The sequence below is a fragment of the Lutibacter holmesii genome (assembly GCF_042679665.1).
Classification (GTDB): Bacteria; Bacteroidota; Bacteroidia; order Flavobacteriales; family Flavobacteriaceae; genus Lutibacter; species Lutibacter holmesii.
In genome coordinates this window covers 126,853-150,588 of the sequence record NZ_JBHTMV010000003.1, presented here as the reverse complement: position 1 = coordinate 150,588, position 23,736 = coordinate 126,853, and the positions used below count along the sequence as shown (strand labels likewise).

The window sequence follows — 23,736 nt, the reverse complement described above, 5'->3', positions numbered from 1 at the left end:
AATCAATAAATTAAGTTAATAAATAAATGCCTATAATGTTTAATATAAAGTATACTGTAATGTTCATTGCGCCAGGATAATCTTTCGCTATTCGTTGTCCTGCTAAAAATTGAAGTAATGTTAAAGCAGACATTTCTAATCCAATTAATGCAATAGTTGAAGTGTTTTCTTTTACCAAAAAATACAATCCTAAACTTATAAAAATGAGTGTTGCTATTTCAGAAATAACAATCTGTAACAATAGTAAAGAAATCATTTTATGTAAAATGGTTTTTTTGAAATGCGCTTCATAATACGCTACAGTTCCTTTCCAATCACTTAGTTTTTCTAATACCGACATAAAGTAAGTAATTATAAAAAAAAGTAAAATTAGTATTTGTGCAGAATTTTGATTGAATAAAGACATTTATGCTTGTTCTTTTGTATGCAGTAATCTGGTTAGTTTTATAGATAAATCTAATAATATAATCTTCGGATTTCCATTTCTTTCAATATGGTAAATTGCATCATTCAACTCTTTGTTAATTTCAACAATATTTCTGCTGTGAATATAAGGAGCAAAATTTTCTAGCTTAAAACTAGGAGATGTTGGCTCTAAAAACACCAAAGAATCTGCATTGTAATTTAGCAATAATGCTTGTCTAAAAAACTGCAAACAATAATTTAAAAAACGTTTTTGAGTTTCTCTACCGCTTTTTGCAATGGTTTCACTCCATTCAATTAATTCTTGAATAACGGTGGCATTTCCTTTTGCTTTAAATGCGGCTCTTACCCAAACAATAAACCATTGCTCAAATTGTTTGTCTGAATTATCGTTGTGTAATAAATGCAATGCTTTATTAAAATTACCGTCTGCTTGTTGTGCAATTTGTGCAGCTATTGGCGGATCGGTGCCTTCAAAATCTACTAAACCTTTTACAATATGAGCTTCAGAAAGCAATGGAAATTGCAGAATTTGACACCTTGATTTTATGGTTGAAATAATTTGCTCTTCGTTTTCAGCAGTTAAAATAAAAACAGTTTTTTCAGGCGGTTCTTCTAAAAGTTTCAACAATTTATTTGCTGCAGATGTGTGCATTTTTTCGGCCATCCAAATAATCATAATTTTGTAACCGCCTTCAAAGCTTTTTAACTTCAAACTTTTTACAATATCTTCAGCTTCATCAACACCAATTTGCCCTTGTTTATTTTCAATACCTATTGATTGTAACCATTCAAATAAATTACCATACGGAGTTGTATTTACAAAAGCTCTCCATTCTTTTAAAAATAGCTTGCTTACAGGGTGACTTTTAATTTTATCATTTGAAGCAACCGGAAACGCAAAATGCAAATCGGGGTGCATTAATTTCTCACATTTTAACGCGCAGCTTTCTTTATTGTCACTTGTGCTGCATAAAATGTATTGCGCATAGGCAATTGCCATTGGTAATACTCCAGAGCCTTCTTTACCTACAAATAATTGTGCGTGTGAAATACGACCGTTATCAGTAGATTTTATTAAATGATTCTTTAAATGCTGTTGGCCTAAAATGTTAGAAAAATTCATAAAAACAAAGATAGTACAAATTTAGTTTTAATTGCTATTTTGCTAGGTGCAGCTTGTATTGCGAATCTTTGAGTGTGTAAAGGCTTTTTCAATCTTTTAATTTTGAAGCTATTAATTCTATGTATATGAAATCGCTTTCGTAAAAAACTAAAAGTGTTTAATGATTTTAGTTATATTTGTACAACAAAATATATAATGATGAAAACAATACAAGACATAGATTTTAAAGGTAAAAAAGCGTTAATTCGTGTAGATTTTAATGTTCCTTTAGATGAAGATTTTAATGTAACGGATGCAACAAGAATTCAAGCTGCAAAACCTACAATTATTAAAATTTTAGAAGATGGTGGTGCGGTTATTTTAATGTCGCATTTAGGAAGACCAAAAGGAGTTGAAGACAAATTTTCTTTAAAACATATTGCAGAAAAAGTTTCTGAAATAATTGGCGTTGACGTAAAGTTTTCTTCAAATTGTGTTGGTGAAGAAGCTGAAACTGCTGCTGCTAACTTACAAATGGGAGAAGTATTATTATTAGAAAATTTACGTTTCCATGCTGAAGAAAAAAGTGGTGATGTTGACTTTGCTGAACAATTATCTAAGTTAGGTGATGTTTATGTAAACGATGCTTTTGGTACTGCGCATAGAGCACACGCTTCAACAACTATTGTAGCTCAATTTTTTCCAGAAAATAAATGCTTTGGAAACCTTTTAGCACAAGAAATTATTAGTTTAAAAAAGATTTTAGAAGAAGGTGAAAAACCAGTATTAGCTATTTTAGGAGGTGCAAAAGTATCTTCAAAAATTACTGTTATTGAAAACATTTTAGATAAAGTAGATCATTTAATTATTGGTGGAGGTATGAGTTTTACTTTCATTAAAGCACAAGGTGGAACTGTAGGAGATTCTATTTGTGAAGATGATAAACAAGAATTAGCTTTAGAAATTTTAAAACAAGCCGAAGCAAAAGGTGTACAAGTTCATATTCCTGTTGATGTAATTGCTGCTGATGCTTTTAGTAATGATGCAAATACACAAGTATGTGATATTACTGCAATTCCTGATGGATGGCAAGGTTTAGATGCAGGACCAAAATCAAGAGAAATTTTTGATAAAGTGGTAAACGAATCTAAAACTATTCTTTGGAATGGTCCTTTAGGTGTTTTTGAAATGGAAACATTTGCTGGTGGAACAATTGCTTTAGGAAACTCTATTGCAAATGCTACTAAAAACGGAACTTTCTCACTTGTTGGTGGTGGAGACTCAGTTGCTGCTGTAAAACAATTTGGATTTGCTGATAAAGTAAGTTATGTTTCTACTGGTGGAGGAGCAATGTTAGAAAGCTTAGAAGGTAAAACATTACCAGGTATTGAAGCTATTTTAAAATAAATTTAGATCACAAAGTTGAAGTGTTTAAATTTTAAACACTTCACTATTTAATATAAAAACCGTCTCAATTTTTGAGACGGTTTTTTTTATTCACATCTTTGTTTACTTTTACGCTACGCCGTAATTTAATATGCTAAAAGCTATTAAAATTTTATACAGTTAAACTATTTATTCAATTAAAAATGAAATATTCAAACATACCAAATACCAATATAAAAGTTAGTAAAATTTGTTTAGGAACCATGACTTTTGGTCAGCAAAATAGTGAGCAAGAAGCGCACGAACAATTAAATTATGCCGTTGAGCAAGGTGTAAATTTTATTGATACTGCCGAAATGTATTCCGTTCCGGCAAGTAAAGAAACACAAGGGAATTCTGAAAAACACATTGGTTCTTGGTTAAAAAATCAACAAAGAGAAAATTTAGTTGTAGCAACAAAAGTAACAGGTCCAAATCCTTATTTTAGCTATTTACGTGATAATTTAGGCTTTTCAAAACCTGTAATTTTAGATGCTTTAGATAAAAGTTTAAAACGCTTGCAAACAGATTATGTAGATGTTTACCAATTGCATTGGCCAGACAGAAATACACCTATGTTTGGGCAACGTAATTACAAACATAATGCAAACGAGCAATGGGAAGATAACATACAAGAAGTTATTGAAACATTAGACGGTTTGGTAAAAGCAGGTAAAATTCGTCATTACGGCGTTTCTAATGAGAGTTCTTGGGGTGTAATGCATCATTTAGCCAAAAGTACGCAGCATAATTTAACGCGCTGTAAAACCATTCAAAATCCATATTCATTACTTAATAGATTGTTTGAAGTGAATTTAGCTGAAGTTGCTATGCGTGAAAATGTGGGTTTACTAGCGTATTCACCGTTGGCGTTTGGAGTGCTTTCAGGAAAGTATTTAAATAATCAATTACCAGAAAAATCTCGTATCAAATTGTTTCCTCAATACAACAGGTATAGCAGTGCACAAAGTTCTTTTTTAGTGCAAAAATATTTAGAATTAGCACAAGAGTTAAATATAACGCTTACAGAATTATCGTTGGCATTTGTGAATCAACAACCATTTTTAACTGGGAATATTATTGGTGCTACAACTCTAAAACAATTAAAAGAAAACATTGGAAGTATCCACGTGGAACTTTCCAGTGAAACGTTGGAAAAAATAGATCAAATTCACGAATTACAACCCAATCCGGCACCATAATAAACTGTATGCATATGCGACAAATGAGTTTTAGATTTTTATTAGTAGTGTTTTTAGTACTAACCAATTCAACTATTTTTTCACAAAGCCAAAATGTTCACATTTATATATGTTTTGGACAATCAAATATGGAAGGGCAAGGAAAAATTGAAACGAAAGACACAATTATTGATAATCGTTTTCAAATGGTACAAACAATTGATTGTCCTAATTTAGGTAGAAAAAAAGGAAATTTTTATCCGGCTATTCCTCCATTAGCGCAATGTTATACAGGTTTATCACCAGCCGATTATTTTGGTAGAACAATGATTCAAAAATTACCAGACAGTATTACGGTTGTGGTAATTAATGTAGCTGTTGGAGGTTGCGATATTCGCTTGTTTGATAAGGATTTGTATACAAATTATACCAAAACATATAACGAATCATGGTTTTTAGATAAGATAAAAAACTATAGTGGAAATCCGTATTTACATCTAATTGAATTGACAAAAATAGCGCAACAAAAGGGAGTAGTTAAAGGAATATTACTGCATCAAGGAGAAACAAATAATGGAGATATTAATTGGCCAACATATGTAAAAACTATTTACAATAATGTAATCACAGATCTTTCATTAGATGCAAATTTGGTTCCTTTATTGGCTGGAGAGGTGGTGCATAAAGATCAAGGCGGAAAATGTGCTGAGATGAATTCAATAATTGCAACCTTGCCAAAATTCATTGATAATGCATATGTAATATCTTCAAATGGTTGTGCTATTAAAGACGATAAAATACATTTTAATGCTAAAGGTTACAGAGAACTTGGAAAACGATATGCCTTAAAAATGCTTGCGTTATTAGAAAATTAGTTTGTTTAAATATTTAGCAGACAAATAAAATGTTAAACTAAATAAGTGGTAAGATTTAGCACAATAAATTGGAATTAATTTAACTGAAAATAAGCCTTTTTAACAGCTTAAATTTAATTGTTTAATCATTATCCCAACCAATGGTAGTTTGAAAGGTATAATCACCTTTTGTAGCTCCTTCTGCAGGTTGATTGTCAAAATTGTAAGTTACTTCAGCTTTTAAGTAAATATTTGAAGTAATATCATATTTTAAACTTAATTTATAATCAAAACGAACCCTTTCTTTTTCAGTTAAACTGGGAGATAAAGTTGCTGAAGTAAGAATACTAAAATCGCCTATGTCATATTTGTTTAATTCTGCTGCAAAATAAGACTCCAAACTGCTTTTACTATCTATTGAATTGGTGTAACGCTCGTTGTTGTAAGCTAAACCTGCACCTGTACCAAAGTAAAGGCTGTTGGTTTTTGTAATAAAATAACCCGCACCTAAACTACCGGTGGTACGTAATTTTAATTGCTGATCACTATTTGATAAAAAATCTAATCCGCTAGATAAAAACCAATCATTTGGTAAAAAGCGTTGAATTTTAATATTTGCTTCATACCTTCTAATGTCATCGGTATCGTCTTGTCTGCTATATACTAAGCTAAAAGAGTTTAAATAATTCCATTTAGAAACTTTATAATTTGCGCTAGCATTTACGGTGAGCTGTTGAAAATTATTAGCTTTTGTCAGTGAAAAACCCGTGTCAAAAGCCAATTCTAGTTGTTTTAAAAAAGAACCACCAGTAAACGGATCTAATGATGTTATTTTGTTTAAGTTAGTTTTAGTGGTATCTCCAGAGTGAATTAAATTCACATTTTTTTTGTTAATGGTGTCTGTGTTTATAGATGTAGTAAATCTTTTTCCGTTTGTTAAAGTTACAATAAAGTGTCTTCTACTGTAAATTTCATTTACTTTCCACCATTTAATTTTAAAATCGCTATCGCTGAACGGAGTTTTAAAAACAAGAATACTTTGGTCCATACTTTTAATTTCTCCTATTAAAACTTGATTACTAGCAAGTTTTATGGAATCTTTTTGTGAAAACCCAGTAAAACCAAGTATCAAAAAGAAACCTAAAATAAGGAGATTTTTAAAAGTATTTTTCATGATTATTTTTTTTTGATGGATAAAAATACATTTTTTTTGAGAAAATTAGGCTTAATTTTTTTTTTGAAAATGAAGTCTAATTATTTGTAGTTTAGGTGTTAAACATAAAATCAGTCTTTGGTAATTTACCAAAGACTGATTTTATAAGTTATAGTTGTAAATGATTATAAATTAATAACCAACTTTAGCTCTCACTCTTTTTAAAACATCAGCAGCTACTACCTTTGCTTTTTTAGCGCCAATTTCTAAAGCTTTATCTACTTCATCTAAGTTTTCCATAAAGTAGTTGTAACGTGCTCTTTCTTCAGAAAATTTATCAATTAAAAGTTCAAAAAACGCTTGTTTTGCGTGTCCATAGCCATAATTTCCACCTTCATAATTCGCTCTCATTTCAGCAATTTGAGCTTCAGTTCCTAATAATTTATAAAAGGCAAATAAATTACACGTATCAGGATTTTTTGGATCTTCTAACGGAGTAGAGTCTGTTTTAATTTTCATTATTTGTTTACGCAGTTGTTTGTCTGGTAAAAATATGTTGATGATATTTCCTTTTGATTTACTCATTTTTCCACCATCAGTACCAGGAACCCACATAGAACCTTCTTGTATTTTTGCTTGTGGTGCAACTAATGTTTCTCCCATTTGATGGTTAAACCTATTGGCAACATCACGTGTAATTTCTAAGTGTTGTAATTGATCTTTTCCAACAGGAACAACTTCAGCATCATACAATAAAATATCTGCAGCCATTAACATTGGATAGCCAAATAAACCAGCATTTACATCTTCCAATCTGTCTGATTTATCTTTAAAGCTATGCGCTAAAGTTAAGCGCTGGTAAGGAAAAAAGCAGCTTAAATACCAAGAAAGCTCAGTTGTTTCAGGAATATCACTTTGTCTATAAAAAACAGTCTTTTCAAAATCTAATCCACAAGCAAGCCAAGTTGCAGCTGTGCTGTATGTGTTAGCTCTTAATTCTTCGCCGTTTTTTATTTGTGTTAAAGAGTGCATGTCTGCAATAAATAAAAACGATTCATTTGCAGGATTATTCGCCATTTTTATTGCCGGAATAATTGCTCCTAATAAGTTTCCTAAGTGAGGTGTTCCTGTACTTTGTACTCCTGTTAAAATTCTTGCCATTTAATTGTTGTTTACTTTTCGCAAAAGTACATATTTCAACCACATAAAAAAAGAAGTGTGAGCTGCATTCAATTTTTTAAAAAAATCTATTTTTTCTTAACAGCTCCAGCAATTGCTAAAATTATTACAGCTCCAATAACGCCTTCTAATAAATCTCCTAAAAAACCATTTAGAATTATAACACCTAAAAAATTAAAAACCCAACCACCAACTAGGCCGCCAATAATCCCTAGCAAAATATTCTTCAATATTCCATAGCCGCCACCTTTCATAATATTGCCTGCCAACCAGCCTGCAAAACCACCAATAATAATAGAGTAAATCATAATTTTAAATGTAAAAAGTTAATAAAAAATGAAATTAGTAAAATAAAAATGAAAAGTTCATCTAAATCTTTACTTTTGATACGTATGAAAATTTTTAAGTCTATTTTTTATATTGCTTGGCGTTGCTGGTTTTATGCTTGGGTACTATGTACAATAATTGCTGTTTTTCCAGTATTGCTTGTGGTTACTTCTTCTGAAAAATTTTATCCATTATTTTTTAAAATGGCAAAAGCGTGGGCAAATACGTTGCTTTTTGTAATGGGTTTTAAAGTAAGTTTAACTCAAGAGCAAAAATTCGATGCAACTAAAAGTTATATGCTGTGTCCAAATCATACTTCAATGATTGATATTATGTTAATGCTTTCCGTAGCAAAATATCCTTTTGTTTTTGTTGGAAAAGCTGAATTGACGAAGATTCCAATTTTTGGTTTTTTTTACAAACGAACGTGCATTATTGTTGATAGAAATAATAACCACAGTAGAAAAGCTGTTTTTGATGAAGCTAGACGAAGGTTAAGCAACGGATTAGATGTTTGTATTTTTCCTGAAGGTTTGGTTCCTGATGATGAATCTGTTGTGCTTAGTGATTTTAAAAAAGGTGCTTTTAGATTGGCTATTGAACATCAAATACCGGTTGTTCCAATTTCATTTTACGATTGTAAAAAACGTTTTTCGTATACTTTTTTTAGTGGAAGTCCTGGAAAATTACGAGTTAAAATTCATAAATTTTTAAGTACAGACGGTCTTTCCTTAAAAGCGTGTGATACGCTAAAAGATGAGACGTATAATTTAATTTACAACGATTTAATTTTAAACGAAAAATCACAACAAAATAGTAATTAAATTCGGTAAAATACGTTGTTTAAATATGGAAAAAGAAGCTGTTAAGTATTACACTCCAAAAGAAGAAAAATTAAATGTGATTTCGCATTTTGTAGGGTTGTTATTAAGTGTTGTTGCGCTTGTATTGTTAGTGGTAAAAGCAAGTTTATTTGGAGGCGTATTGCATATAGTAAGTTTTAGTATTTACGGATCTAGTTTAATTGTTTTATATGCGGCTTCTACATTATATCACAATTCAAAAACACCCAAATTAAGACAGCGTTTAAATATTTTTGACCATGCAGCTATTTACATTTTAATTGCAGGAACTTATACACCTTTTACCTTGGTAGTTTTAAACGGTTGGGTAGGTTGGACAATTTTTGGAGTTTCTTGGGGATTGGCGTTGTTGGGCGTTATTTTCAAGTTGTTTTTTACGGGTAAGTTTGATAAAATTTCAACCATAGCCTATGTGTTAATGGGTTGGTTAATTGTTTTTGCTATAAAACCTTTACTACATAATTTACCAACTGCAGGATTATTTTGGTTGTTAGCTGGCGGACTTTTTTATACAGTTGGAGCCGTATTGTATAGTTTTAAAAGTATAAAATACAATCACGCTATTTTTCACATTTTTGTTTTGTTAGGCAGTTTCTCTCATTTTATGGCTGTATATTTTTATGTGTAAGCTGTAATAAAATTTAAGTACTACTTTTTGAATTTCTTGTTCGTTTTTTTAGTAATTTCATTCAAAATTTGCTAATTCCTTAAAACACAGCTCATGAAATTTCGTTTTTTAATTGTATCTCTTGTATTGAGTGTGGTATTGTTTTCTTGTAAAAAAGATACGCCACAAGCTTCAACCAACAATTTATTTAAGTTTAAAGAGTATATAAATTACACCACATCTGGCGTGGTTTCTATAGTCGAACCTATTAAAATTGATTTAGCTAAAGAAGTTGAATCTTGGGAAGCAAATCAAGAGATTTTAGAAAATATAGTAAGCATTAGCCCGAGTATTGACGGGAAACTTTTAGCATTAAATACACGTAGTTTAATATTTCAACCTTCAAAAAATTTACAAGCAAATACAGAGTATACAGTTACGGTAAATTTGGGTAAATTGTATTTAAATATACCTTCTGAATTTAAAACATATACGTTTAAGTTTAAAACTATTGAACAAAACTTTGCAGTTACTACCACCAATTTTCAATCGTATGATAAGGAATGGCAATATGTTGAAGGAAGTATAAAAACAGCTGATATTTTAGCACTTGAGAAGGTAAAAACAATTATTTCAGCCAAACAAAACGGTAATAATTTGCCTATTAAATGGAAAAATTCAGATTCTATAAGTACTCGTTTTAGTTTTAAAATAGATAGCGTTCAGCGGTTTGAAGAGGACTCTAAAGTAGTATTTTCTTGGAATGGAAGCTCTATAAATGTTGATAATAAAGGAACTTCTTCTTTACGAATTGCAGGGAAAAATAATTTTTCAATATTGAATATTGATGTTATTCAAACTCCTGAACAATTTTTAAGAATTAATTTCTCTGATCCTTTAAAAAAGCAACAAAATTTTAATGGATTGGTAGCTATAAAAAATGCAACTAATTTAAAATTTGTGGTGAATGGTAATGTTTTAAAAGTATACCCAACTTCTAGAATTGCAGGAAATGTTTTGGTAGATGTTTTTCAAGGAATAAAAAGTGTAGACGGTTATAAACTCAAAAAATCTCTTTCTGAAACCGTTGCTTTTGAACAATTAAAACCAGGAATTAGGTTAATTTCAAACGGCGTTATTTTACCAAATTCAAAAGATCTAAAATTGAGTTTTGAAGCGGTAAATTTAAAAGCGGTTGATGTACGGGTAATTAAAATTTTTGAAGACAATGTTTTACAATTTTTACAGCAAAATAGTTTAGGAAGTAATGATAGTTATGGAGTTAGAAGGGTAGGTAGAAGAGTTGCTAAAACAACCAAAACTTTAGTAACCAATGAAATTGAAAATAATGGAAAATGGAAAGCCTACGTAATTGATTTATCAAAAATGATAAAAGCTGATCCTGGCGCTATTTACAGAGTTGAATTAAGTATGAAACCTGCGTATTCATTATTTAAATGTGAAGGCACAGAAACTGATAATTCAGCAACTTTTTTTGAAGATGATTTTATTGAAAGCGATGCAAATTTAACTGCTGCCGAAGAAGAAAAAGAAGAGCTGTATTGGGACAATTTAATGTATAGTTACAATAATAATTATTATAGTTGGAGAGATAGAGATAATCCGTGTAAAAAAGCCTATTATTACAATAATAATAGCGTGGTTTCAACCAATATTTTAGCTTCTAATTTGGGAGTTATTGCTAAAAAAGGCACTGATAAATCATACTTTTTTGCGGTTACTAATATTTTAACAACTGTTCCTGAGGCTGGCGCAACTGTAACCCTTTATAATTTTCAACAACAAGAAATTGCCAAAGCAGTTACAAATAATGAAGGAATTGTAAATTTAAACGTTGGGAAAAATGGTTATTTCGCAATTGTTTCTAAAAATAAGCAAAAAACATATTTAAAACTAGATGACGGACATTCACTTTCCTTAAGTAAATTCAACGTTTCTGGAAAAAAATTACAGAAAGGTTTAAAAGGATTTATATACGGTGAACGCGGTGTTTGGCGTCCGGGAGATTCTATTCATTTAATGTTTGTTTTAAATGATAATGCCAACAAATTACCAAAAGAACACCCTATTAAATTAGAAGTAACTAATGCAAGAGGAAAACTAGTTTTTAAACAGATTACAACCAATCACGTAAACGGTATGTATAGGTTTGTAGTGCCAACTTCAAGTACTGATCCTACAGGAAATTGGAGTAGTGTTATAAGCGTTGGTGGTGCACAATTTAAAAAACCTCTAAAGGTAGAGACCGTAAAACCAAACCGTTTAAAAATTGCCATTGACTTTAAAGAAGAGGTGCTTTCAAACAAGCAACCAATCAACGGAAATTTAAGTGTAAATTGGTTGCATGGTGCACCAGCAAAAAATATAAAAGCCGAAGTAAATGCTAAATTTATGCCGTTTACATCTGCATTTAAAAAACAATTTCCTACCTATATTTTTAACGATCCTACACGTGAATTTTCTTCAGAAGAAATGAAAGTTTTTGATGGAAAAGTTGATATAAATGGAAAAGCTATTTTCAATAAAAAAGTAAATTTAAAAGGAAGAGCTCCCGGAATGTTAAAAGTAGCTTTTTTAACAAAAGCATTTGAAAATGGCGGCGATTTTTCTATAGATGTTGTGTCTAAAAATTATGCGCCTTATTCCTCTTTTGTTGGTTTACAATTACCCAAACCAAAAGCCTACAGTGCTTATGATACAGATGAAAATGTTGAGTTTAATGTTGTTTCAATTTCTGCGGAAGGTAAATTAAAACCTGTAACTAAAGTTGAAGTTGAAGTGTATAAAATTGAATGGCGCTGGTGGTGGAGTTCAGATTATGAAAACCTTTCAACTTACATTGGAAATAGTTACAATAAACCTTATAAAAAATTAAAATTAACCACAAATTCAAACGGAAAAGCAAACTTTAATTTAAATATTTCAGATGCTGATGGTGGTCGTTTTTTAATTAGAGTTGTAGACACCAAAAGTGGTCATGCAACAGGAACAACAACGTATTTTTATAAAAACTGGTGGAAACGTCCAACTAACAATCCTGAAGCTTCAAAAATGTTGGTTTTTTCTTCAAATAAAGACAAGTATAATGTTGGTGAAACAGCTATTATTACGTTTCCTTCAGGAACAGAAGGTAGGGCATTAATTAGTATTGAAAATGGTACTGAAGTTTTAAATACTATTTGGAAAAAAACACAAAAAGGTGAAACAAAGGTTGAAATTCCTATTACAAAGGAAATGACACCAAATGTGTTTATCAACATTTCATTAGTACAACCACACGCATCTACAGCAAACGATTTACCAGTGCGTTTATACGGAATTATTCCGTTACTAGTTGAAGACCCAACAACGCGGTTAGCACCTCAAATTTCAATGCCTGAAGTGTTAAAGCCTGAAGAAGAATTTACGGTGAAAGTTAGTGAGAAATCAGGGAAACGAATGTCATATTCAATTGCTGTTGTTGAAGAAGGCTTGTTAGATTTAACACGTTATAAAACACCAAAAATTTGGGATTCATTTTACACACGTGAAGCTTTAGGTGTAAAAACTTGGGATATTTTTGACGATGTAATTGGTGCTTACAGCGGTAAATTGGAGCAGGTTTTTGCAATTGGTGGTGATGGCGATGCGGCGGCTGGTAAAAAGAAAAAAGCTAATAGGTTTAAACCCGTGGTTCGTGTGTTAGGGCCGTTTACGTTAACAAAGGGAAAAACAGCAAAACACACTATTAAATTACCAAAATATATAGGTTCTGTTAGAACTATGGTAATTGCTTCAGACAATTCAAAAGGTGCTTATGGAACTGCAGAAAAAACAACTCCTGTTCGTAAACCTTTAATGGTATTGGCTACATTACCTCGTAAATTAAGTCCGGGAGAAAAAGTAACCTTACCAGTTACTGTTTTTACTATGGAAAATAAAGTGAAAAATGTTGAGGTAAGTTTAAAATTATCAAAAGGAATTAAAGTAATTGGAGCAACTACCAAACAATTATCATTTTCAAACCCCGATGAAAAAATGGTTTATTTTGAGTTAGATGTTTCAAATGCAAAAGGAATTGGAACTGTTGAAGTGTTAGCCGCAGGAAATGGCGAAAAATCATTGTATAAAGTTGAGGTTGACGTGGTAAACCCTAATCCTATTTCTTCAAAAAGAATTGCTTTAGAATTAGAACCAAATGCTACACAAACGCTTGATTTTTCAACCTTCGGAATTAAAGGAAGTAACGCAGCAACTATTGAGTTTTCTACATTGCCGCCTATGGATTTTTCAGGAAGATTACAGTATTTAATTCAATATCCACACGGATGTGTTGAACAAACTACTTCAAGTGTTTTTCCGCAGTTGTATTTAAATGACATTATGGAACTGCCTGTTCAGAATAAACAAAAAATCACAAAGAATATTGAAAAAGGTATTGAGCGCTTAGGTAATTTTCAAATACCAAATGGCGGATTAAGTTATTGGATGGGGCAAAATTCAGCCAATGATTGGGGAACAAGTTATGCAGGTCATTTTATGATAGAAGCTTCAAAAAAAGGATTTGTATTGCCACTAACTTTTATGACCAATTGGTTAAAATATCAAAAGCAAGCAGCTAGTAGTTGGAGGCCAAGTTATAGGCAAAACAATTCAGATTTAGCGCAAGCGTATAGGTTGTATACTTTGGCGTTGGCTGGTTATCCAGATTTGTCAGCCATGAACAGGTTGCGAGAGTTTAGTGAACTATCAAACAATGCAAAATGGCGTTTGGCAGCGGCGTATGCGTTGGCTGGTCAAAAAGAAGCGGCAACTAAAATTGCAAACACTGCAAATATTACTTTTGAAACTAAAACCAACAATTATTACACCTATGGTTCGGTAGATAGAAATAGAGCAATGGCAATGGAAACAATGTTGTTAACAGGTGATTCGCAAGCAAAAGAATTGGCAAAATACATAGCGAAAAGATTATCATCTAAAAGTTGGATGAGTACACAAACCACCGCATATAATTTATTAGCAATGGCTAAAATGGTTGCATTAAATGGAGGGAAATCTATTAAATTAAATTACACTTTAAATAATGGAAAATCTAATTTGGTAACATCAAAGTTTGCCATTGCTCAGCAAGATTTAAACATAAATGATGGTGAAAATTCAATTTCAATTACAAATAAAGAGAATAACTTGGTGTTTGTAAATGTAGTAAGCAGTGGTATTTTACCTTTGGGCGAAGAAATTTCAGAAAAAAGAGGATTAGGTGTTCAAGTGGTTTATAAAGATACGCAGGGTAAAATTATAAACGTAAATAGTTTAAAGCAAGGAACCGAGTTTGAAGCTGAAGTTACTGTAACAAATTTAAAATTAGAAACAGTTCACAATATTGCTTTAACAGAGATTTTTCCTTCGGGATGGGAAATTGTAAATACTCGTTTTACAGATTTTGGAACTACTACAACCGGCAGTGCTAATTATACTGATATAAGAGACGATAGAGTTAGCTTTTATTTTGATTTAGAGAAGAGTTCAACAAAAACATTTAAAGTGCTTTTAAACGCTTCGTATTTAGGAAATTATTATTTGTACGGTTTACAAGCTGAAGCAATGTATGACAATGATTATTTTACAAGAACAAAAGGACAATGGGTTGAAGTGGTAAAGTAATAAATAAAATGTCATTCTAAATGAAGTGCTATGAAATGAAGAATCTCACTGTGTAGCGTGGATTCTTTACTATCGCTTTGAATGACAAGTAAAATGAACAAGTTAAAAAAACATAAAATCAAATTAATAATAGCCGTTATGTTACTAACGGCTTATTATTTTGCCTTACCAAAAGAATTATTTAACAAGCCAACTTCTACTGTAATTGAAAGTGCTGAAGGTGAATTATTAGGCGCAAGAATTGCTGATGATGAGCAATGGCGGTTTCCTCAAAATGATAGTATTCCTAATAAATTTAAAACGTGCATTGTGCAATTTGAAGATGCTTATTTTTTTAAACATCCTGGTTTTAATCCGGTTTCAATTTTAAAAGCTTTTTACGGTAACCTAAGCAAAGGAAATGTAAAAAGAGGTGGAAGTACTTTAACGCAGCAAGTAATTAGGTTGTCAAGAGACAATCCAGCTAGAACATATTGGGAAAAATTAAAAGAAATAATTTTAGCAACACGGTTAGAGTTTAGGTATTCTAAAGAAAAAATATTGGCTTTATACGCGTCAAATGCGCCATTTGGGGGAAATGTAGTTGGTTTAGATATGGCTTCTTGGCGTTATTTTGGACGTTTACCAAGCGAACTTTCTTGGGCTGAAAGTGCAACCTTGGCGGTTTTACCAAATGCGCCAAGTTTAATTTACCCTGGAAGAAATCAAGAAAAACTAATAGTAAAAAGAAATAGATTACTTAAAAAGCTATTCAAAGAAAACTATATAGATACAATAACATACCAATTGGCATTATTGGAACAGCTACCTCAAAAACCGTATAGTGTTCCGCAAACAGCACCTCACTTGTTACAAAGAGTTGCAAAGAGTCAAAAAGGAGAAAGGGTAAAAACTTCTTTAAACATAAGACTACAACAACAAGTTAATCACATTGTAAAAAACCAATATGCGGTATTAAGCCAAAATCAAATTCATAATATGGCTGTTTTGGTGTTAGATGTAAAAACTAGAAAAGTTTTGGCGTATGTTGGAAATTCACCAACCACCAAACAGCATCAAAAAGATGTTGATATTGTAAGTAAACCAAGAAGTACAGGAAGTATTTTAAAGCCTTTTTTATATGCTGCTATGTTAGATGCTGGAGATTTGCTACCCAACACATTGGTGGTCGATGTACCAACGCAAATAGGAAGTTATAAACCAGAAAATTTTAGTAAAAAATTTGATGGAGCAGTGTTTGCAAGTGAAGCTTTGTCAAGATCATTAAATGTTCCAGCTGTTAGAATGTTGCAAAGTTTTGGGTTAGATAGGTTTCATCATTATTTAAAAGCCCTACATTTAAAAGATATAAAATACAACGCCAATCATTACGGACTGTCGTTAATTTTGGGTGGAGCTGAAAGCAATTTGTGGGATTTATGTAAAAGTTATGCTTCTATGGCTTCCACCATCAATCATTACGACGATACACAAGGGAAATATTATTTAAATGAGTTTTTAGAACCTTCGTATTTAGATGATTTTGAACCTGATTTTGGCGAAATTTCAAAAGAAAAAACCATTTTTGACGCAGGATCACTTTATTTAACTGCAGAAGCTTTAAGTAAAGTGCATAGACCAGAAGGCGATGAGAACTGGGAATATTTTAACTCGGCCAATAAAATTGCTTGGAAAACAGGAACAAGTTTTGGATATAGAGATGCTTGGGCAATTGGTACTACTAAAGATATTGTTGTAGGTGTTTGGGTTGGAAATGCTGATGGAGAAGGGCGTCCTGGTTTGGTAGGAATTTCAACAGCTGCTCCCATTTTGTTTGAAGTATTTAATATTTTACCAAATAGTACTTGGTTTCAAAAACCTTTTGATGAATTAGCGGAGGTTGAAATTTGTACTGAAAGCGGTTATAGAGCTAATGAATATTGCAACAATAAAGAGTTGGTTTTTGTACAGCAAGCAGGATTAAAAACAAAACCATGTCCGTTTCATTTTTGGGTGCATTTAGATGAAAATGAGGCATTTCAAGTAAATACATCTTGTGAAAACTTACAAAATATAATTCATAAATGTTGGTTTGTATTACCTCCATTAATGGAGTTTTATTATAAAACCAAAAACCCTTTTTATAAGAAATTACCAAATTTCAGAAAAGATTGTATTGTAGAAAGTGCTTCGGTAATGGAGTTTATTGTTCCCAAGGAAAACACAACATTTTATTTAACCAAAGATTTTAATGAACAACAGCAGGGTATTGTATTAAATTTAGTGCACTCAAATTCTGAAGCTATTGTTTTTTGGTATTTAAACAATAAATATATTGGCACAACCAAAAACCAACATAAAATTGAAGCCAAACCTGAAAAAGGAATGTATAAATTAACGGCTGTAGATACTTTTGGAAATGAAATTAGTAGAATTATTGAAGTTAAATAATATCTGTTTGAACATCTATTCAAAATTTGTATCTTGCAGAAAAAAATAATCTAACATCACCCAGAGACTATGCTACAGATATTATTAGTAGATGACGAAAATGATGCTTTAGAAGCGCTTGAATGGAAATTGAATAACTATATTGATAATGTTGAGGTTACAACGTGTAACTCGCCAATTAAAGCAATTGAGATTATTAATCAAGGAGACTTAGATGTTGTATTCTTAGATATTCAAATGCCAGAAATGGATGGCTTCACAATGATTGAAAAGCTTGAAAATAGAGATTTCAATTTAATTTTTACAACTGCTCACGATGAATTTGCTTTAAAAGCAATTAAAGTTTCAGCTATTGACTACTTGTTGAAACCTGTTGATAAGGACGAGTTGCTTGAAGCAATGGATAAAATTAAGAAACCTGAGAAAGGAGATTTATTAGGAAATAAATTAGAGTTATTGTTAAGTAATTTAAATGACAATAATAATGATAAAATTAATATTTCTGCTGATGGTAAAGTGTATTTATTAGATAAAGATGATGTTGTAATGTTAAAATCTGATAAAAGTTACACAACTATCTTTTTAAAATCAAATCAAGAAATATTAGTTTCAAAAACTTTAAAAGAAGTGGAGAAAAAGTTTATGTTTCCGCAATTTTTTAGAGTACATAATTCATATTTAATTAATTTAAATCACGTAAAAGAATATTTAAAAGGTCTTGGAGGTGAATTAATTATGACAAATGGTTTAACTGCTAGTATTAGTAGAAATAGAAAAGCCGAGTTATTTAAAAAACTTTATTTAGACTAAAAGAATGTTATTAGATTTTCATTCTGAGGTATATTCGTGGATAAGAGGAGGCGTATTTATCTTGTTCGTTTATCACTTATTAATATATTTTCAGAATAAGAATAATCTATATTTATTTTACAGTTTATACCTACTTTTTATAACGTTATTTCTTTGCCAATCTTTTATAGAAGATCTAATTCCTGGATACTCTAATTACGCTAATTTTTCGATGCAGTTTTTGGCTTATGGATCTTATATTGCTTTTGCTAGAGAATTATTAGATTCTCGTAACAAATTGTTAATGTGGGATAAATACTTTGAAATTGAAATTAAAGTTTTATTGTTGTTAGCACCAGTGTTTTTGCTAATTCAATTCTTTTTTGGGTATGATTTTCAGGTTAAAGCTTTTATTGTTTTAGCACCAGTTATTACACTTTTTACATTCTATATTTTTTATGTAATTATTACTAGAATTAATAATAGCGCAACAATTAATTTTGTTATTGCCACTTTATTTTACGTAGTTTTTGCAAATATTAGTTTCTTAGAATTGGTGTTTGGAAAAGATATTTTTATTAGCTCAGGTGTTAAACCTATATTTTTTATATACGTTGGAGTATTATTTCAATGTTTAATATTATCTGTTATTATTGGTTCAATTATTAAAAAAATTGAACAGAAAAGTAAAAATGCCGAAGTTAGTTTAGCGGTTAAATTAAAGGAAATGGAAGAGTTAAAAATGACAGCATTGCAAAGTCAAATGAACCCTCATTTCTTGTTTAATTCATTAAATTCTATCAATAATTTTGTAATTAAAAGTGAAGTTGAAAAAGCATCTGATTACATTACTAAATTTTCTAGGTTAATCCGTGTAATTTTAAATAGTTCATCAAGTCCAACTTCAACATTATCTGAAGAGTTAGGAATTTTATCATTGTATGTGAAACTAGAGCAAATGCGTGTAAACGGTGGTTTTAGTTATACAGTGAATATTCAAGAAAATATAAATTTAGAAGCCATTAAGGTGCCTACTTTATTTTTGCAACCATTTATTGAAAATTCAATTTGGCATGGAATTATGAAAAAAGAGGGCAAAAAAAAGATTGAATTATCTATTCAAAAGCAAGATAATACAGTAATATGCATTATTGAAGACAATGGAATTGGAATTAATAAGGCAAAATCAATAAACCATATGTCTCAAAAAAGGAAGTTTTTTGGGGCAAAAGCAACAGAAAATAGAATTAGAATATTGTATAAAAACAAAGATGTTCATATTGAAACAAAGGACATTTCTTCAAGTACAAAAACAGGAACTCAAGTTTCTATTAAGTTTCCTTTTGAGTAGTTTCTCCAACTATTTATAAATTCATTCCGTTTATATATTTTTTACATTTCTACATAAATTTCATCAAATTTTTATTGAAAACCTTCCTATATTGCTGAAATTCATTTGAATAAACTGTAAATGTCAGCACTTAAATTTACTTTTCCGTCAGATACTAAAATACTTCAAGATATTGATAGTACAAGTTGTGTGGTTAAATTTATAGGTACACCAAGTGTAAATCAAAGCTTAGATAAACAGGTTTTTACTAGAATTATTCGTTTTAATAATGAAAATGTAACTAAAAAAGTAACCTATATAAAAAGAGGTTACAATTGGGGTTTTCAAAATTTAGAAGTAGTGAAATTGTAGTATTTTACCAATTTTGCGTTGTATTTAACCTTTTTGTTTTACCGTTTAGATTGCAAACCCTACCATTTATATATTTTTATACTTCGTTTGTGAAATAGCTTAATTTGTTTAAGATAACACATGTATATTTGTATAGTAATGACGTCAAGAGGGGTTTTGACTCATTCATTTTAAAACATTAAATAAGTCTTTGGGGTTGATTTATTTATTCCTTGAACATTGTAAGAACGTATTACAATGTTCAAGGTTTTTTTTTGTTCAAAACTTTCTTGTAGATCTTTCAATTTTTTTTTGTTACAAAAACCGTAGTGCAATGTTTTGTTTACTCATTTGCAATAAGTTAGGGGTTTAAATTTTCATTTTTTTATGTAAATAAGCTAAAATTTATACTATAAAATTTACGTTTATCATTTAAAACGTACCATTTATATATTTTTCGTATTCATTTATAAATTCACTTTAAAAGTATGGAAAAACACTTGTATATTTGTATAGTAATGCTGTCAAGAGGGGTTTTGACACTTACATTTAAAACATTAAATAAGTCTTTGGGGTTGATTTATTTATTCCTTGAACATTGTACGAACGTAGTATAATGTTCAAGGTTTTTTTTGTTCAAAAAAGTTAGAATAATTCACTTTTCATTTTTTAATAGATATATTTGAATAATTTACAACCAAAATAAAGAAACTAGTTTGAGCGCAGTTTGTACACTATTTTTTATGCAATTTATTATTTGCTATGATTGAAACAACCAAAGCAATTGTGCTAAATACAATTAAGTATGGCGATACAAGTTTAATAACTAACTGTTATACTGAGCAATGTGGTGTAAAATCATATATGCTAAAAGGTGTTTTAAAATCTAAAAAAGCTAAAATAAAGCCTGCATATTTTCAACCTTTAATGCAATTAAATTTAACGGCAAATCATAATAATAAAGGAGCTTTAAATTCTTTACGAGATGTTGAGGTACTTCATTTTTATGGATCATTACATTCAAATATTAGGAAACAAAGTATTGCTTTGTTTTTGGGTGAAGTTTTAAATCAAGCTATTAAAGAAGAAGAAGCTAATTTTGCATTGTTCACTTATTTAGAAGCATCGTTTTTATGGTTAGATATGCATAATGAGGTTGCTAATTTTCATTTACTATTTTTATTGAATTTAACCAAGTATTTAGGGTTTTACCCAGAATTAAATAAGACTCATGAAACTTATTTTGATTTGCTTGAAGGACGTTTTACTTCAAGAAAACAACACCATACGGTTTCAGGAGAAAATTTAGATCAGTTTAAAAAGCTTTTAGGCATAAATTTTGATAATCTAAATCAAGTTATTTTTAATGCTACTAGTAGGCAAGGTGTTTTATCCATTCTTATTCAATATTTTGAATTACATTTGAGTGGTTTTAAAAAACCTAAATCTTTGGCAATTTTAAAGACTGTATTTGGTTAATTATGAGGGTTTTAGTATTTGTTTTTTTTATTGTTTTTTCTGTTCAAGCACAGCAAGTTAAAGTATTAGAGCTTGGATTGAATGTACCTATTGAAAACGTCACCATTTATAATGATACTAAAGAAGTAATTGTTTTTAGCGATAAAGATGGAATTGCAGATTTATCAGCATTTAATGATACCGATGTAATTTCATTTTATCACATTGGTTATTTTGAGTATGAAATTTTAAAAAGAGAACTTGGTGTTATTGAGTTTATTGTTCCGTTGGTAAAAAAATCAGAACAATTAGATGAAATTGTTTTATCTGCTTCAAAAGGAAATGAAAAAAGAAGTAGAATTGCCGAGCAAATTGAAGTTGCATCAGCAATGGAAATCAAGAAAATTTCGCCACAAACTTCAGCAGATTTATTGTCAACTTTCCCCGGAATTAAAATTCAAAAAACCCAATTTGGAGGAGGAAGTCCTGTACTAAGAGGAATGGAAGCCAACCGTGTTTTATTAGTAGTTGATGGTGTTAGAATGAATAATGCTATATATAGAATGGGGCATTTGCAAAACTCAATCACTGTATCTCCTAATATTCTTGAAAGAACCGAAGTTATTTTTGGTCCATCATCTGTAATTTATGGATCTGATGCGCTTGGTGGTGTTATACATTATTACACTAAAACCCCTAAAGTTAGTGCAACTAATAAAGTTGAAGGAAGCGTTTTTTCAAGATATAATACCGTAAATAATGAAGTAACAGCACAAGGTAATTTAGAGTTGAGGTTTAAAAAATGGGCTTCATTTACCAGTGTTTCCCATAGTGATTTTGGAGATTTACGAATGGGGAAAACTAGAAATCATGGCTTTGAAGATTGGGGAAAGGTGTATGAGTATTCAAATAATACAGACACGTATTACAATGCAAACCCTGTTCAAAACTCAAATACTTCTATTCAAAAAAATACAGGCTTTAGTCAAACAGATGTTTTACAAAAATTTGCCATACCGTTTTCAGAAAATACCGATTTTACATTAAATTTTCAATATTCTACTTCTTCAAATATTCCAAGGTTTGATAATTTAACGCAATATTCAGATGGTAGCTTAAAGTTTGCAGAATGGTATTATGGACCACAAAAAAGATTGTTAATTTCGCCGCAATTAAAAATTAATCCTTCAAAAAATTGGTTGGAATATGGAACCATTACTTTGGGATATCAAAATATGAAGGAATCTCGTGTTCAGCGAAAATTTTCGAGTTTAGAGCGTTCATATAGAAATGAAAATGTAGATGTATTTAGTTTAAATGGTGATTTTTTTGTGCCTTTAAAAAAGGATAATAATCGCATACTTTCTTATGGAGTTGAGGCTACGTATAACAATGTAAATTCAGAATCAATAGGAAAAGTTTTAGATGTAGAAGGTAATACAGTTGTTGGTTTTAGTGATGAGTTTACGGTACAATCAAGATATCCTGACGGAGGTAGTTCATATACAAGTGCTGCGGTTTACGTAAATTACCGACAAGATATAAACGAAAAATCAACCTTAAATACCGGAATTCGTTATATCAACACACAATTAAATGCTAAATGGATTGACGATACTTTTATTACCTTACCTGAAATGGATATTTCATTAAATAATTCATCGTGTACAGCAACCATAGGGTATATTTACAAACCAACCACAAATTGGCAAATAAACGGTATTGTTTCTTCAGGTTTTAGATCGCCTAATATTGATGATGTTGGTAAAATTAGAGAGAAAAATGGAGATGTTACAGTTCCAAATATTTATTTAAAGCCAGAGTATGCATATAACTTTGAAGCAAGTGCAGTAAAATATTTTTACAATAAAAGGTTTCATATGGGTTTAGATGTGTATTACACCTTACTTCATAATTATATAACTAGAGATTATTATGAAATGGATGGGTCTTCAACCATTATTTATGATGGTGAAGAAGCCAATACAATGGCAAATGTAAATAAAGGGAATGCTTATATTTATGGAAGTACTTTTAGTTTTAGTGGTAATTTTAATCCAATGTGGTATACAAAAGGATCGCTAACCTACACTAAAGGTGAGGCGTATGACACAAAAAATAAATTATCATCTATTCCGCCATTATTTGGAATGTTAGAAGTTGGTTTTGAAAAAGATAATTTTCAAGTTGGGTTAAATTGGACTTTTAACGGTGAAAAAACATTAGAAAACTATAATTTGGTAGAAGGGATAGATAATATTGAAGAAACACCTTATAACGCATCTTTAGACACTTATTATGGAAGTCCTAGTTGGAGTATTTTTAATGTGAATGCAAATTACCGATTGAATAAGAATTTTAGCTTTTTTGTAAACGTAGATAATATTTTTGATATTCATTACAAAGAGTTTGCATCTGCAATAAGTGCTCCAGGACGAGGTTTATCAATGTCTGTATTACTAAATATTTGATTTTCAAGACTGTTTGTTGTTGAAAACAAGCCGTTTATTAAATATATTTAATTAAACAATTTGTTTTTTATGAAAAGAAGTAGTACTTTAGTGAGTCCTAAAAACCCCTGTAAAATGAAAATA

17 protein-coding genes are annotated in these 23,736 nt (G+C 30.4%); 12 read left to right on the top strand and 5 right to left on the bottom strand.

What is annotated here, in order from left to right; translation table 11 throughout:
* Positions 1–10: 10 nt before the first annotated feature.
* Both ACFQ5N_RS03350 and ACFQ5N_RS03345 read right to left on the bottom strand, forming a co-directional pair.
* Positions 11–340, bottom strand: coding sequence for a DoxX family protein (locus ACFQ5N_RS03350; protein ID WP_386807743.1), 330 nt, complete (start codon positions 338–340; stop codon positions 11–13).
* 66 nt (positions 341–406) lie between these two features.
* Positions 407–1,549, bottom strand: coding sequence for a DNA polymerase III subunit (locus ACFQ5N_RS03345; protein ID WP_386807740.1), 1,143 nt, complete (start codon positions 1,547–1,549; stop codon positions 407–409).
* Between the two features lie 198 nt (positions 1,550–1,747).
* Here ACFQ5N_RS03345 and ACFQ5N_RS03340 point away from each other — a divergent pair, with 198 nt between their 5' ends.
* The 3 genes from ACFQ5N_RS03340 (at position 1,748) to ACFQ5N_RS03330 (ending at position 5,009) form a co-directional block, all read left to right on the top strand.
* Entirely contained in the window at positions 1,748–2,935 is a 1,188-nt protein-coding gene (locus ACFQ5N_RS03340) for a phosphoglycerate kinase (protein ID WP_386809019.1), read from the top strand.
* Positions 2,936–3,117: 182 nt separating this feature from the next.
* Positions 3,118–4,155 (top strand): aldo/keto reductase, encoded by a 1,038-nt coding sequence (locus ACFQ5N_RS03335; protein WP_386807738.1) that lies wholly within the window; start codon positions 3,118–3,120, stop codon positions 4,153–4,155.
* A 23-nt stretch (positions 4,156–4,178) separates the two neighbouring features.
* Positions 4,179–5,009: a sialate O-acetylesterase gene (locus ACFQ5N_RS03330; RefSeq protein WP_386807736.1), complete on the top strand. Its 831-nt coding sequence runs from the start codon at positions 4,179–4,181 to the stop codon at positions 5,007–5,009.
* 121 nt (positions 5,010–5,130) lie between these two features.
* Here ACFQ5N_RS03330 and ACFQ5N_RS03325 read toward each other — a convergent pair whose 3' ends face one another.
* From ACFQ5N_RS03325 to ACFQ5N_RS03315, 3 genes are all read right to left on the bottom strand, one after another.
* On the bottom strand, positions 5,131–6,162 hold the full coding sequence (locus ACFQ5N_RS03325) for a DUF481 domain-containing protein (RefSeq protein WP_386807734.1): 1,032 nt from the start codon (positions 6,160–6,162) through the stop codon (positions 5,131–5,133).
* A gap of 171 nt (positions 6,163–6,333) precedes the next feature.
* Positions 6,334–7,302: a tryptophan--tRNA ligase gene (trpS, locus tag ACFQ5N_RS03320; protein ID WP_386807732.1), complete on the bottom strand. Its 969-nt coding sequence runs from the start codon at positions 7,300–7,302 to the stop codon at positions 6,334–6,336.
* An 86-nt stretch (positions 7,303–7,388) separates the two neighbouring features.
* The gene (locus ACFQ5N_RS03315; protein ID WP_386807731.1) at positions 7,389–7,628 is read right to left on the bottom strand and encodes a GlsB/YeaQ/YmgE family stress response membrane protein; all 240 of its coding nucleotides are present in this window, start codon (positions 7,626–7,628) and stop codon (positions 7,389–7,391) included.
* An 84-nt stretch (positions 7,629–7,712) separates the two neighbouring features.
* Here ACFQ5N_RS03315 and ACFQ5N_RS03310 point away from each other — a divergent pair, with 84 nt between their 5' ends.
* The 9 genes from ACFQ5N_RS03310 (at position 7,713) to ACFQ5N_RS03270 (ending at position 23,613) form a co-directional block, all read left to right on the top strand.
* On the top strand, positions 7,713–8,471 hold the full coding sequence (locus tag ACFQ5N_RS03310) for a lysophospholipid acyltransferase family protein (protein WP_386807729.1): 759 nt from the start codon (positions 7,713–7,715) through the stop codon (positions 8,469–8,471).
* A gap of 25 nt (positions 8,472–8,496) precedes the next feature.
* Entirely contained in the window at positions 8,497–9,138 is a 642-nt protein-coding gene (gene trhA / locus ACFQ5N_RS03305; protein WP_386807728.1) for a PAQR family membrane homeostasis protein TrhA, read from the top strand.
* Between the two features lie 93 nt (positions 9,139–9,231).
* On the top strand, positions 9,232–14,784 hold the full coding sequence (locus tag ACFQ5N_RS03300; RefSeq protein WP_386807726.1) for an MG2 domain-containing protein: 5,553 nt from the start codon (positions 9,232–9,234) through the stop codon (positions 14,782–14,784).
* A gap of 93 nt (positions 14,785–14,877) precedes the next feature.
* Positions 14,878–17,214, top strand: coding sequence for a penicillin-binding protein 1C (pbpC, locus tag ACFQ5N_RS03295; protein ID WP_386807724.1), 2,337 nt, complete (start codon positions 14,878–14,880; stop codon positions 17,212–17,214).
* 69 nt (positions 17,215–17,283) lie between these two features.
* The gene (locus ACFQ5N_RS03290) at positions 17,284–18,024 is read left to right on the top strand and encodes a LytR/AlgR family response regulator transcription factor (RefSeq protein ID WP_386807722.1); all 741 of its coding nucleotides are present in this window, start codon (positions 17,284–17,286) and stop codon (positions 18,022–18,024) included.
* Between the two features lie 4 nt (positions 18,025–18,028).
* A complete protein-coding gene (locus ACFQ5N_RS03285; RefSeq protein WP_386807720.1) occupies positions 18,029–19,354 on the top strand; it encodes a sensor histidine kinase in 1,326 nt (441 codons plus the stop codon).
* 120 nt (positions 19,355–19,474) lie between these two features.
* A complete protein-coding gene (locus ACFQ5N_RS03280) occupies positions 19,475–19,705 on the top strand; it encodes a hypothetical protein (protein ID WP_386807718.1) in 231 nt (76 codons plus the stop codon).
* A gap of 741 nt (positions 19,706–20,446) precedes the next feature.
* Positions 20,447–21,163, top strand: coding sequence for a DNA repair protein RecO (gene recO, locus ACFQ5N_RS03275; protein ID WP_386807716.1), 717 nt, complete (start codon positions 20,447–20,449; stop codon positions 21,161–21,163).
* Positions 21,164–21,165: 2 nt separating this feature from the next.
* Complete coding sequence (locus ACFQ5N_RS03270) at positions 21,166–23,613, top strand: TonB-dependent receptor plug domain-containing protein (protein ID WP_386807715.1); 2,448 nt, start codon at positions 21,166–21,168, stop codon at positions 23,611–23,613.
* The last annotated feature ends 123 nt before the right edge of the window (positions 23,614–23,736 follow it).

Bases quoted from the DNA above. Each gene is read 5' to 3' on its own strand.
- ACFQ5N_RS03350 (WP_386807743.1), bottom strand. From the start codon at position 340: ATGTCGGTATTAGAAAAACTAAGTGATTGGAAAGGAACTGTAGCGTAT.
- ACFQ5N_RS03345 (WP_386807740.1), bottom strand. From the start codon at position 1,549: ATGAATTTTTCTAACATTTTAGGCCAACAGCATTTAAAGAATCATTTA.
- ACFQ5N_RS03340 (WP_386809019.1), top strand. From the start codon at position 1,748: ATGAAAACAATACAAGACATAGATTTTAAAGGTAAAAAAGCGTTAATT.
- ACFQ5N_RS03335 (WP_386807738.1), top strand. From the start codon at position 3,118: ATGAAATATTCAAACATACCAAATACCAATATAAAAGTTAGTAAAATT.
- ACFQ5N_RS03330 (WP_386807736.1), top strand. From the start codon at position 4,179: ATGAGTTTTAGATTTTTATTAGTAGTGTTTTTAGTACTAACCAATTCA.
- ACFQ5N_RS03325 (WP_386807734.1), bottom strand. From the start codon at position 6,162: ATGAAAAATACTTTTAAAAATCTCCTTATTTTAGGTTTCTTTTTGATA.
- trpS (WP_386807732.1), bottom strand. From the start codon at position 7,302: ATGGCAAGAATTTTAACAGGAGTACAAAGTACAGGAACACCTCACTTA.
- ACFQ5N_RS03315 (WP_386807731.1), bottom strand. From the start codon at position 7,628: ATGATTTACTCTATTATTATTGGTGGTTTTGCAGGCTGGTTGGCAGGC.
- ACFQ5N_RS03310 (WP_386807729.1), top strand. From the start codon at position 7,713: ATGAAAATTTTTAAGTCTATTTTTTATATTGCTTGGCGTTGCTGGTTT.
- trhA (WP_386807728.1), top strand. From the start codon at position 8,497: ATGGAAAAAGAAGCTGTTAAGTATTACACTCCAAAAGAAGAAAAATTA.
- ACFQ5N_RS03300 (WP_386807726.1), top strand. From the start codon at position 9,232: ATGAAATTTCGTTTTTTAATTGTATCTCTTGTATTGAGTGTGGTATTG.
- pbpC (WP_386807724.1), top strand. From the start codon at position 14,878: ATGAACAAGTTAAAAAAACATAAAATCAAATTAATAATAGCCGTTATG.
- ACFQ5N_RS03290 (WP_386807722.1), top strand. From the start codon at position 17,284: ATGCTACAGATATTATTAGTAGATGACGAAAATGATGCTTTAGAAGCG.
- ACFQ5N_RS03285 (WP_386807720.1), top strand. From the start codon at position 18,029: ATGTTATTAGATTTTCATTCTGAGGTATATTCGTGGATAAGAGGAGGC.
- ACFQ5N_RS03280 (WP_386807718.1), top strand. From the start codon at position 19,475: ATGTCAGCACTTAAATTTACTTTTCCGTCAGATACTAAAATACTTCAA.
- recO (WP_386807716.1), top strand. From the start codon at position 20,447: ATGATTGAAACAACCAAAGCAATTGTGCTAAATACAATTAAGTATGGC.
- ACFQ5N_RS03270 (WP_386807715.1), top strand. From the start codon at position 21,166: ATGAGGGTTTTAGTATTTGTTTTTTTTATTGTTTTTTCTGTTCAAGCA.